This window comes from Vibrio sp. YT-19(2023) (genome assembly GCF_033337395.1).
Genome location: NZ_JAWOQN010000025.1, coordinates 59603 through 71202 on the forward strand (window position 1 = coordinate 59603; position 11600 = coordinate 71202).

General features: G+C 41.9%; 14 protein-coding genes and 1 pseudogene. 5 read left to right on the forward strand and 10 right to left on the reverse strand.

The window, feature by feature from the left end:
• Positions 1 to 71: 71 nt before the first annotated feature.
• The gene (locus R7E78_RS17620) at positions 72 to 782 is read right to left on the reverse strand and encodes a 3-deoxy-D-manno-octulosonic acid kinase (RefSeq protein WP_238958932.1); all 711 of its coding nucleotides are present in this window, start codon (positions 780 to 782) and stop codon (positions 72 to 74) included.
• 11 nt (positions 783 to 793) lie between these two features.
• Entirely contained in the window at positions 794 to 1201 is a 408-nt protein-coding gene (locus R7E78_RS17625; protein WP_238958933.1) for a diacylglycerol kinase, read from the reverse strand.
• 107 nt (positions 1202 to 1308) lie between these two features.
• Here R7E78_RS17625 and R7E78_RS17630 point away from each other — a divergent pair, with 107 nt between their 5' ends.
• The 5 genes from R7E78_RS17630 to R7E78_RS17650 are packed head-to-tail and all read left to right on the forward strand — an operon-like array spanning position 1309 to position 5386.
• Positions 1309 to 2364 carry a glycosyltransferase family 9 protein gene (locus R7E78_RS17630; protein WP_025768324.1) on the forward strand — a complete coding sequence of 352 codons (1056 nt, stop codon included), beginning with the start codon at positions 1309 to 1311 and terminating at the stop codon, positions 2362 to 2364.
• Between the two features lie 35 nt (positions 2365 to 2399).
• On the forward strand, positions 2400 to 3167 hold the full coding sequence (locus tag R7E78_RS17635) for a glycosyltransferase family 2 protein (protein WP_005395793.1): 768 nt from the start codon (positions 2400 to 2402) through the stop codon (positions 3165 to 3167).
• Complete coding sequence (locus tag R7E78_RS17640; RefSeq protein ID WP_085569718.1) at positions 3164 to 3967, forward strand: glycosyltransferase family 2 protein; 804 nt, start codon at positions 3164 to 3166, stop codon at positions 3965 to 3967. The genes R7E78_RS17635 and R7E78_RS17640 overlap by 4 nt, the downstream gene beginning before the upstream one ends.
• Positions 3960 to 4445 carry a pantetheine-phosphate adenylyltransferase gene (gene coaD, locus R7E78_RS17645; protein WP_017449082.1) on the forward strand — a complete coding sequence of 162 codons (486 nt, stop codon included), beginning with the start codon at positions 3960 to 3962 and terminating at the stop codon, positions 4443 to 4445. The genes R7E78_RS17640 and coaD overlap by 8 nt, the downstream gene beginning before the upstream one ends.
• Positions 4442 to 5386 carry a glycosyl transferase family 90 gene (locus tag R7E78_RS17650; protein WP_213961940.1) on the forward strand — a complete coding sequence of 315 codons (945 nt, stop codon included), beginning with the start codon at positions 4442 to 4444 and terminating at the stop codon, positions 5384 to 5386. Before coaD ends, R7E78_RS17650 begins: the two co-directional genes overlap by 4 nt.
• Positions 5387 to 5410: 24 nt before the next feature.
• On the opposite strand, the gene R7E78_RS17655 is transcribed toward R7E78_RS17650, so the two are convergent.
• The 8 genes and pseudogenes from R7E78_RS17655 to R7E78_RS17690 all read right to left on the reverse strand — a co-directional run bounded on the left by R7E78_RS17655 (position 5411) and on the right by R7E78_RS17690 (position 11458).
• The gene (locus R7E78_RS17655; RefSeq protein ID WP_017449080.1) at positions 5411 to 6109 is read right to left on the reverse strand and encodes a glycosyltransferase family 25 protein; all 699 of its coding nucleotides are present in this window, start codon (positions 6107 to 6109) and stop codon (positions 5411 to 5413) included.
• Between the two features lie 109 nt (positions 6110 to 6218).
• Positions 6219 to 7028 (reverse strand): bifunctional DNA-formamidopyrimidine glycosylase/DNA-(apurinic or apyrimidinic site) lyase, encoded by an 810-nt coding sequence (gene mutM / locus R7E78_RS17660; protein WP_053349744.1) that lies wholly within the window; start codon positions 7026 to 7028, stop codon positions 6219 to 6221.
• Between the two features lie 102 nt (positions 7029 to 7130).
• Entirely contained in the window at positions 7131 to 7607 is a 477-nt protein-coding gene (locus tag R7E78_RS17665) for a hypothetical protein (RefSeq protein WP_085569736.1), read from the reverse strand.
• Between the two features lie 275 nt (positions 7608 to 7882).
• On the reverse strand, positions 7883 to 8053 hold the full coding sequence (gene rpmG, locus R7E78_RS17670; protein WP_004410866.1) for a 50S ribosomal protein L33: 171 nt from the start codon (positions 8051 to 8053) through the stop codon (positions 7883 to 7885).
• Between the two features lie 13 nt (positions 8054 to 8066).
• A complete protein-coding gene (gene rpmB, locus R7E78_RS17675) occupies positions 8067 to 8303 on the reverse strand; it encodes a 50S ribosomal protein L28 (protein ID WP_005384783.1) in 237 nt (78 codons plus the stop codon).
• 302 nt (positions 8304 to 8605) lie between these two features.
• Positions 8606 to 8773, reverse strand: a pseudogene (locus tag R7E78_RS17680) (JAB domain-containing protein); the annotation flags it as partial.
• 341 nt (positions 8774 to 9114) lie between these two features.
• Positions 9115 to 10971, reverse strand: a complete 1857-nt coding sequence (locus tag R7E78_RS17685; RefSeq protein ID WP_318058115.1) for a UvrD-helicase domain-containing protein — start codon at positions 10969 to 10971, stop codon at positions 9115 to 9117.
• A complete protein-coding gene (locus tag R7E78_RS17690; protein ID WP_318058116.1) occupies positions 10964 to 11458 on the reverse strand; it encodes a hypothetical protein in 495 nt (164 codons plus the stop codon). Before R7E78_RS17690 ends, R7E78_RS17685 begins: the two co-directional genes overlap by 8 nt.
• Positions 11459 to 11600: the final 142 nt, after the last annotated feature.

Genomic DNA, 11600 nt, shown 5'->3' on the forward strand with positions numbered 1-11600 from the left:
ACTCACTCGAGCATCGTTAGACTCAAGAAGGCTTACTTAGAGCAATCAATATAAAATGATAAAAAACTCAATTAAGATAGAGAAGCATAACCGTCCTGAAAATGTTCAAAATCGGATTCTTGCCAAATAATCTGTCGCTTTAAACGCTCTTTATTAAATGAACGCAGAAGTCTATTTAGATTTTGATGCTTCCAGTCACCAGAAGTTTCAAAACGACACTTATCAAAATCGATAATCCATACCTTATCTTTGTCGTCGATCAAGATATTGTGGATATTCAAATCGGTATGGTTAACGCCAACCTGATGCATCTTGGCAATTTCTTGCCCTATTTTCTGATACATTTCTACCGATAAAGACTGTTCTTGCAAGATACTAACCAGATCTCTGGCGTTTGGGATTCGCTCACTTAATAAATCAGCTTGATAGAAGAGTCCTGACTTTAAGGCTCTTGCTGCAATAGGACGAGGAACGTGCACCCCAGCCTCAATTAGCGCCAACAAAAGCTGAAACTCTTGCGCACAACGGGTGTTATCCCAGCCAGAGAACCAATAATGATCGTTAACTAACTTCCCAAACAAACCGCCACGACGGTAATGACGTAGTGCCGCTTGCATGTTCTCTAGTTGGATAAACCATGTCGTGCCTCGCCCCGTCGCACTGCCAACCACCTTGTCGGAGGACTGCCAGTATTCCGCATCAAATATCGGTTGGCTAGGGTCTGTAATGATCTCGTCATCAAACCATATCACTTGGTTGTTGTTTTTATACTGTTGAGTCATACGCTCACCCTCTAGCCTAAATATCGGCTGGCTAATATATACAACCAAGTAAATGCAGCAAACACCAAAGCAACCATAACGGCAGCAGAGCCTATATCTTTAGCTCGACCACTGAGTTCATGCCGTTCAATACCGATACGATCCACTACCGCCTCAATCGCTGAGTTTACAAGCTCTACAATCAAGACTAATACCACGACCCCGATCATTAAGATACGCTCAACCATGCCGACATCCACTAGCCAAGCCAAAATCACGGCGATACTCAACAGAGCCAACTCTTGTCGAATGGCAGCTTCATGCTTAAAAGCCGCTTTTAATCCTTGGATCGAATAACCCGTCGCTTTAACGATGCGCTTTAGTCCGGTATTACCCGGCTTGCCAGATTCTTGCGATTGATGTGGTGTTGTCTTTGACATTGCAGAACACTTATCAGTACTTAGCTATATTCGAGCCGTGTATTTTACATTTATTGGGGATGTCTGCATAATTTACCTGCCTCTATTCATCGAATCAGACAATAATTATGTTCACTTCTGCCCCATCGTCACTATGCGTCTTGCGTTTGTCCGCTATCGGAGACGTTTGCAATACTATCGCCAGCATTCAAGCTATTCAGAAACACTGGCCTTCGACCCAGATTACTTGGATAACGGGTAAACTTGAAGCCCAGTTATTAGCCGCCATCGATGGTGTAGAAGTGATTGTTTTTGATAAAAAAGCGGGACTTGATGGCTACAAATCACTTTGGCGACAGCTGAAAGGCAGAGAGTTTGATGCGCTATTGCATATGCAGTACGCGATTCGAGCGAGTGTCGCAACGTTGGGCATTAAAGCAAAATACAAACTTGGTTTCTCTTCTGATAGAAGCCAGGACTTTCAAACACTATTTACCAATGTCAAAGTGCCTTCCCCGCAATCTCTGCATGTCGCAGATGGCTTAATGGCCTTTGCCCATCAAATTGGGGTACCAAAGGCAGGACTAGACTGGGTACTTTCTTATTCAGACCACGACCAAGCTTGGGCAGAGTCTCATATTTCTCGTAGTAAACCTAACCTGCTGATTGTGCCTGGTGCGAGCAAAGCTTATAAAAACTGGAACGCGGAAGGTTATGTGGATGTGATTCATCACGCCAGAGCAAAAGGCTGGAACGTGATTCTGGCAGGCAGCCCTGCTCAGGTAGAATTGGATCTGGCAGAAGCCATTCAATCTGGCTTGGAAGAACCGTGTCTAAATTTAGTTGGACAAAGTTCAATTCTGCAAATGCTTGCGTTAATAGATAAGGTTGAAATGGTCATCGCCCCCGATACCGGACCAGCACACATGGCGAATGCCATGAAAACGCCAATCATCGGGCTCTATGCACACCATAATCCGCTGCGAGTGGGACCTTACCGTTATCTAAAATACGTTGTCTCAGTGTATGAAGAAACGATCTTTGCGGAAACAGGTAAAAACAGTCACGAGTTAAGCTGGCGAACTCGCGCTAAAGATGAAACGGCAATGAACCGCATTACCAGCACTCAAGTAATGAGCATGTTCGATCAAGTCTTAGAAGATTTGTATCCTCAATACCAGTAAACTTACTGTCTTGATTTGTTAAGAAGGAAATGACCTTGTCCAAACCAACCTTAGCCGTTGCCTTAATTGTAAAAAATGAAGAGAAGCACTTACAAGCTTGTCTAGACACAGTAAAAGATTGGGTCGATGAGATTGTCCTTCTAGACTCGGGCAGCACTGATCGCACTGAAGAAATCGCCCGACAATACACAGATAAGTTTTACACCAACCTAGATTGGCCAGGATTCGGTAAACAGCGCCAACTGGCGCAGCAATACGTTACGGCAGACTACGTTTTGTGGCTTGATGCGGACGAACAAGTCACTCCAGAGCTAAAAGAAAGTATCTTACACGCGGTATCAGCCAATAAGCCGAACGTTTTATACAAACTTAATCGACTAAGCTCAGCGTTTGGTAAGTTCATCTACCATTCTGGTTGGTCTCCAGACTGGATTGTGCGCTTATATCGCACCGAATATACGCAATATAATGATTCGCTCGTTCATGAAAAAGTTGATGAGAAAAACTATCAAACTGAAAAGTTGGATGGTCGACTGCATCACTACACTTACGAGCACCTTCATCATTACATCAATAAAACCACTGGTTACCTCAAGGCCTGGACGGATGAACGTGAAGGTAAAAAGAAAGCAGGTTTAACGACCGCTATCGTTCACGCTCTTGCGAGCTTTTTGAAGATGTATGTGCTCAAACGAGGTTTCCTTGATGGCAAGCATGGCTTCATTCTAGCTTGGCTAAGCATGCACTCTACTTTTGTAAAATATATCGATCTCTACTTACGTGAACAGGCAAAAAAATCATGAAAACGACTTTAATTATCACCACTTACAACTGGAAAGAAGCATTAAAAGCGGTGTTAGAAAGCGTGAAACGTCAAACCGTTTTGCCTGACGAAGTAATTGTTGCAGATGATGGCTCTCGAGAAGACACCAAAGCAATGATCGACCAACTGCGTGACGGCTTTCCAGTACCACTTATTCATAGCTGGCACAAAGATAATGGCTTTCAACTTTCAATGAGCCGCAACCGTGCGATCGCAAAAGCATCAGGTGACTACCTCATCATGATTGATGGCGACATGGTGTTGTCTCAAACGTTTATTGAATCACATAAGCAAGTCGCAAAGCCAAATTGGTTTGTGCAGGGTGGACGTGTGTTAACGGATGAAAGCTGCAGCAAGGCCATCATGGAAAACGGCTTAGTGCCTTCCATTTTCAGCAAAGGCATTCGCAATCGTAAAAACTGCATCACCAACGCTTTGCTATCGAAATGGTTCTCTTACGAGCGCAATAACGATAAAGCCACTCGCGGTTGCAACATGGCGTTTTGGCGACAAGATGTCATCGAGGTGAATGGCTTCAACCAAGATTTTGTTGGATGGGGACGCGAAGACAGCGAGTTTGTTCATCGCATGTTGAATGCGGGTAAGTCACGTCTTTACCTAAAATTCGCAGGTGTAGGCTACCACTTGTACCACGTAGAAAACTCTCGTGCGTCACTCGGACAAAATGACGAGATTTTAGAAAACACCATTAAAAACAAGCTTAAACGCTGTGAGAATGGTGTTGATCAGTTTATTTCAGAGGATTGCAGCTATGAATAAAAAAGTGATCTATCCTGGAACTTTTGATCCAATTACTAATGGCCATCTAGATTTAATCGAACGTACAGCAAAAATGTTCGACTCAGTAACAATTGGAGTTGCAGCTAGCCCTTCGAAAAACACCATGTTCTCGTTGGATGAGCGTGTAGACCTGGTCCACCAATGCTGTCAACACTTAAGCAATGTCAACGTTGTCGGCTTTAGTGGTTTACTTGTGGATTTCGCCAAAGAACAACAAGCCTCGATCCTAATCAGAGGGCTTCGCACAACAATGGACTTTGAGTACGAGTTTGGTTTGACGAGCATGTACCGTAAGTTACTACCCGGACTAGAAAGTATTTTTCTTACCCCTTCTGAAGAGTTCGCGTTCTTGTCCTCAACAATAGTAAGAGAAGTAGCGATTCATGGCGGAAATGTCGCCCAATTCGTTCCGAATCCTGTAAACACAGCCATCTTAGAAAAACTACGTTCAGCATGAAAAAGTTAAAGTATTACTTATCTAACGGAATACTCGCTTATTTACCTTCTTTTTTGTTTCGTTATTCCGCAAAAAAACTGTTAGTACGTGCTCCAAGCTATGATGAAGAGTACTTGCGTGAACGAGTTAATTACTACAATAAACATACCACGAGCTTCGAACTGACTCCTCCAGATCTTACGAAAGTAAAAGACTTTAAAAAAACCGGCGGCAGCGCTTATTACTATGATCTGTTGAAGGTTATTAAATGCTTCCCTAAAAAGGCCGTCTTCAAATATGTCAATGGCGATGTCATTGATGTACCAAACGAGCCGAGTTTTTTAAAAAGTCGACCTATTGAAGGAGAGAACACTAACTCGGTCCTACTAAAGCTAAACGCCGTTAGACACTACTTTTTTGTGGATAAAGACAAGCCGTACCAAACTAAAAAAGACATGATTGTATGGCGTGGGACGGGATTTCGACCAAATCGAAGAAAACTACTTTCTTGTCATTTCCATAATCCTCGCTGCAACATCGGTCGAGTGGATACGCAGGATAAAGATCCAGAACAACTGAGCTACGTGACCCCTTCAATGAGTATCTCAGAACAACTTGAGTACAAATTCATTCTAAGCTTGGAGGGAATGGACGTCGCAACTAATCTTAAGTGGATCATGTCCTCCAATTCTTTGTGCTTTACCCCTAAACTGCGCTACGAAACATGGTTTATGGAAGGGAAATTAAAAGCGGGTGTGCACTTTGTTCAAGTCAAAGATGATTTTTCTGACCTAGATGAAAAAATGGACTACTACTTGGAACACCCTGACAAGGCAGAAGAAATTATACAGAATGCTCACCAATGGGTTGAGCAATTTAAAGATACTAAAAGAGAAAGGTTGATTTCCCTATTAGTCGCAGAGAAGTATTTTAATCTTGCAGAAACAAGAAGGGTTACCTAAATCTATTAGGTAACCCTGAAACAACTAGTAATTGTACTTAACTTTATTGATAACACGCTGAATCATATTAAGGGGATTAAAAGTCTTTTTCCCCTTACGTTTATTAGCAATGCTAGTCAGGTTATCTTCTCTTTTCGCTACCACTATTGGGCTGATGTAACCATAACAACCACTTAATTTTGGAATCGATAACCACTTGTCAATTGGCACAGCATAAGCCGTTTTTTTCATGCTGCTTAATAGATCTCTAGCTCTTAATGGTGTAATGCCATAGCACACGGTTGGAAATGGCTTCTTTTCTTTTACATCTGATATTTTAAAAGGTTTTTCTGGGTCTAAAATGTAGCAGAAGTTAGTAAAGTTCACTAAGCCACAACTTTGGATATAAGCTAGTACGTCATCAGCAAGTAACCTTGATGCTTCACCGATGAACTCAATATTGTCTTCAATAACAATCGCAGGCGTTCCTGACGCAACAATCAATTCCCATGCTTGAGAGTGTGTCTTAAAGCAACCAATCTCTCCAGCCATGATCGCTTTTTGGCGAAACTTATGAGAGTAACTTTCATACTCTTTCTCTAGCTTAAGAAGATCATCATAAGAATCTGAGTAAACAAATTCAAAATCGATACCCTTTAGGTAATTTTGAATGCGATTTACTCGCTCTTCATTTCCAGTTGTAATAACAAACACTTTCAATGGTGTATTACTGCTTAGTTCCACCGTTAAACCCTCAGCTGATTTAGTGCAGCTCAGTATAGTATCTACCCCAATAATTATTAGCAAGGATACTCATTGTTGAGCGAAAGCTATCAATAACTCTGCAAGCCTATTACTTCTGACACTCACTACAAAAGAAGGTATTACGTTGGCCAATCTTTAGCTCTTGAAGTCGTTCGCCGCACTCTGGGCATGGCTCTCCTGCTTTTCCGTAAACCAATAACTCTTGTGCAAAGTAACCCGGCTTTCCATCGGCTTGCGCAAAATCTTTCAGCGTAGTCCCACCTTGCGTAATGGCAATCTCAAGTGTCATTTTGATATTTTCAACAAGTAACCCCCACTCTTGAGAAGTCAACTTACCTGCGGGCCTTGAAGGGTGAATTCGAGATTTAAACAACGACTCATTCGCGTAGATATTTCCGACACCAACCACGACTTTGTTGTCCATGATGAACTGCTTGACGGCGACACGCTTATTTTTAGCTTTCTCCGCTACATATTCCGCATTGAACTCTTCAGTTAAAGGCTCAGGCCCCATGTTTGCTAGCACAGCATGTGACTCGCCAGGAGCACACCACAGCCATGCCCCAAAACGACGCGGATCGTTATAACGCAGTATTTTTCCACTGCTTAGTTTGAGATCCACATGATCGTGCTTTGCTGGCGGAAAGTCAGCATCTAGGACACGTAAAGACCCAGACATGCCCAAGTGAACAATGGCTGTACCTGTGTTTGTCTCGATCAGTAAGTATTTCGCACGACGGCTAATCGCACGGATCACCTGCCCTTCCAATTTTTTAAGCTCTGTAGGAATATCCCAGCGCAATTTAGGCGTTCGAAAAGTAAACGACTGGATCGTTTGTCCAACCATGTGGGGGCTAATCCCCATACGGCTGACTTCAACTTCTGGCAACTCAGGCATTAGATTCTCCAATTCACCGGCTAATAGTTCTCGCTGCTAGCATAATCGAAAAGAAAAACGATAAATAGGGAAGCTTATTAGGGGTATAGACGCAAAAAGGCTTTACTCTGGCATAAGGTAGTTTTCATCAACGGAGATAGCGACCCATTTGTCTTGCCAGGTTTTAAATAGCCAAAAATCAGGTAAACGAAAGAAAGTCACCCGCTGCGGCTCTTCGAGAGCCTGATACCAGACTTCTACCGTTTCAGGTACCGCTAGGTTAGGTTTTAAATGGTCGTACTGTTCTGAGGTAAGCTCGGTCCCTTCCAATGATTGCCAGCGTGATACAAGTTCACTGATCGGTGCATCAACTTTGATGTTGGATTGCCACCGTCCATCATGCAGCTCGAACTCCCAGCCACTATAGTACAAAGACTCCACCGTATAGTCGGAGCGAAGTACATTTGGGTAAGGGTCTGCTTGGGCTGTTAATAGGTAAGTTTTGATCCACATCGGCGCATTTAAGATCACTATAAACGCGATAATGCCCAGAATAAGAATATTGTTCCATCGGCGGCGACGAGCCGGACTCACACGCATAACCATCTCTACTCTCTTATAGTTATGAGTAAATTACCAAAGAGTATTGAGGTTGACTAGAACAATGGTGTGCAAGTATGTAGAGAAGCGGTGACCAAGCGGTATAGGACGATAAATTAAAAATTCGAGTATAGAGTCGGACCAATAAAATGACGTTAGCAGTACTTTATAATCCGATGACGTACTGAACACTTTTCTTCAGCATTTTTATTCAGGTAATAAAAAACCCAACTCGAAAGTTGGGTTTTTCAATTCATCAAAGAGACTGAAACCAATTATTTGATTTTTGCTTCTTTGTACATAACGTGCTGGCGAACTACTGGATCAAACTTTTTGATCTCAAATTTGCCTGGCATGTTACGCTTGTTCTTATCAGTTGTGTAGAAGTGGCCTGTACCTGCAGAAGATACTAGACGGATTTTCTCACGAACGCCTTTCTTTGCCATTGCTTATTTCCTCTTAAACGTTTTCGCCACGTGCACGCATGTCTGCAAGAACAGTATCAATACCTTTCTTGTCGATGATGCGCATACCTTTAGCAGATAGACGTAGTTTAACAAAACGTTTTTCGCTCTCTACCCAGAAACGATGAGTTTGTAGGTTCGGCAGAAAACGACGCTTAGTAGCATTTCGTGCGTGTGAACGGTTGTTACCCGTTACTGGACGCTTACCAGTTACTTGGCATACTCGTGACATGAATGTCTTCTCCAAAATCGTTTCAGCTCGATATCAACCTTGGTGGCCGAACCTCTCTATCTCTCGAAAAGAAGTTAGAGGTTAAGAACCGCTATGGAAAATCCATACAAGGCTATCAAAGGTCGCGCATTATACTAACTTGATATGCATTGCTCAAGACCCGAACAGATCCTTTTTACAGGTTTTCGTGATCTTTTTTTAGACAGCAGATTTTTTTAGCAGTCCAAGCTGAATTCAGTTAAAAATTTAGTGGCGTGGATGATAGCAGATTTTTAGCAACTAACAACCTAAAAAACGCACAGTTATATCCAGCCTCTTTCAGCAAAAGAGACACTTTCCCCATCTCCGATGACGAAATGGTCCAAAATACGAATATCCACCAATGCTAATGCGTCGGTGAGACGCCTTGTAATCCTTCTGTCAGCTTGGCTCGGCTCAGCGACGCCTGAAGGATGATTGTGCGCCAACAAGAATTAATTTTTGTATTTATGAATTCTGAGAGAAGTCAGTAACCTCAATGGATTCACAGCTTCCTCAACAAAAGCCCTTTCTCTAACCAAAACCTGAGAAAACTCTCTCATACTTCTCAACTATCCCATTAATTGGACCAAACCAAATCTCGATGATTGGATACTAGTCAGAGCTCTATAATACGAGAAAGCACTCTTCCTCATCACTACTCCTTTGCTACATACGACATAATCCCGAGTAACAAACTGGAGGACACAGAAATGAGTCAGCGCCAAAAAAGAGTTATTCTCTTCAGATAAACCGTGCTAATTCAGACCCGATCTGAAAATTACGCACTTTTTTACTCCAAAGTAAGATCGCGTATTTTCCAACCCGCATGTTCTCTTACGCTAACCAACGAAGACGGAAAGTCAGATTTGTCCATTGCTAAACAAAGTAAATGCTCAGGTCTTGTAAGTGCTACATACAACTGTTTCATAAACTTAATTTTACGAGCTCCTCTAGGTTTATTTCTATCCTCATTAAGGATGTACTGAACTAGTGTTGCAATATCTTTCTGATGAAACTTGGTTTCTAAAACTAGTGTAGCGGCGTGTGTTTCTCCCTTTACGGCATGAATCGTTGTGACTTCATTTTCAATCACTCGTCCCGAGACATTTGTATAAACCGTATTTAGGCGGTGACCCTGTTCGGTATTGTCTTCCTCTAATCTATCAGAATCAAAGGAAATGAATTCCTCAAGACCAGCGGGGATGGTTAAAGCTAAAATCTCGCAAAAATGTTCAATCGCACTTCTCCAGTTTTGAGCATTAAGGTCATTGGTAATTAACCCCATGGCAACCAGGTTAAAATCGAGAGTATGATTGAACTCCTTCAAATACCTACGAATAGCATTTACAGAGTAGGCAATATTACCTTCTTGGTGCAGCAACTCAGCACCAGCCTTTCGACCGAGCCTAGATATGCCATCTAAAATTAAGCGATATGATACGTGGTAGTCTTTGTGTCGACGTCCTTCGTAGAGGTAATGAATAAGCTTGCTTGGTTTAAAGGCACTTGCCGAGCTAGACTTATCAAAAGAATCAAGATAGTTGCAAATCGTCAATCCCCCCTCCTTTCTAGTCCCAACAGCGCCCACTGTTTTTATTTTGCGTTTACAGTTTTCAGGGACAGCTTGCACACATAATTCAGCAAATTTTTCGAAAACAGCATTCCGTGAGTTCTCATCAACTAAAAAGATGGTGTGAAACGTATTTTCTGAAGCATCAGCAGGAGCTTGTAAGTTAATGCGGTTGTAACTGAGGTTTTTTGCCAAAACTGCTACAGAATTAGTAAATCGATGACTATTTTCGACTTTACTTAATTCAATTCGATTGTAAGACTCATTCTCCTCTTGATCACCACTGTAGATCGCTTGATCAGGATCACCAAACCTTTGAAATAAAACGCTTTCAACATCAAATAACTTGTTGAGAAGTTCATCTTGGAATTTTTGCGTATCTTGCATTTCATCTATAAATACATATGGAAAGCGCGACCTTATAGCAGGATATATCGATGGATTGCTTAGTAAATAATACTCTGCGAATGCATACATCTCATGAAAATAAAAGTAACCTAACTCTAATAGAGTCGCTTTCACCGACTCCAAATTTTTATAACTGCGTGAGGGAGATGCTGAATTAAAGCCAGGGACGCCTAGGACTAGTCGCTCATCAACGAGCCTGTATTGCAATTTATCCAAGGAAGATATATGACGTTGCTCAAGGTAACGTTTCGTACCAATATCCAGTAGACTCCAACCTTTGCTGTTACATATATCATCATCGATATGAGTCACTGTAAATCCATTTGAGCGTAGATAAGGTATTGCTAAGAATTTATTCACGAATTCTTGTATTGTTCCGATGAAGTGTGGAAAAAAGAGTAATTTTCGTCCATCAGAACTCGCATTCAGCCGATCAATTATTTCTTCTTTGGCAACATTCGTATGAGTTAATACACATATCCCCTGATGGCCTGATTTCCACTTTTTGGCAAGTATCATTAACTTAGCTGCCACTAAAGTTGTTTTACCACTGCCGGGGCACGCTTGAACATCATCATAGGTGGAGATGATTCGTCTTCTTGTTTCGTCGAAAGTTAAACCGAGAGTGCTTTCAACCGAATTGATGTCTTCATTGCTTATATCAATCATCTTGCGAAAGCTCCTCTTCACTGATGAATGGTTCTGTTACATATTCAATTGCATCGATAATGTAAGGTGGTAGCTTTGCTTTTAGCTCTTCTGCACGCCCTTCATAACGAGATAGCAAGTTAGCCAGCGAGTAGCTCACTTCACTTTTCCCGCCCTCTATAAAGCTATATATCTGTACCGCTCTTTCCTGATTATTAGAGCTTAATGCGTCATAACCATCGAGGTTACCTCTGATTGCTTCATATAGTTCCTCGCTGAGCCCATACTTGGCTAGACAAAACTCAAAAGTCCATTCATTAGAAATAAAGGTTTGAACATTTTCTCCATCACATTCGGATTTCTTCGCTTTTTTCCCCTCTATCTGATCATCCGTCAATTCATTAAGCCAATAGTCAAGGTTGCCTCGCTTTCTACCACTAGGCTCCATCTTCTTTTTAAATCCAATACAACCTTCCTCTCCAGTATCTTCAGCTTCACTAGGCCACAAATCCAAATCTGTAATACACGCAACTTTAATTGGTAATGGCTTTGCGCCTTCTATAGAACCAGAACGGCTTTGTTGCTTAAATCGATGGAACTAAATCAAGAAGCTACGATCTGATCGGCTACACCCATTAATCGTCGTAGCC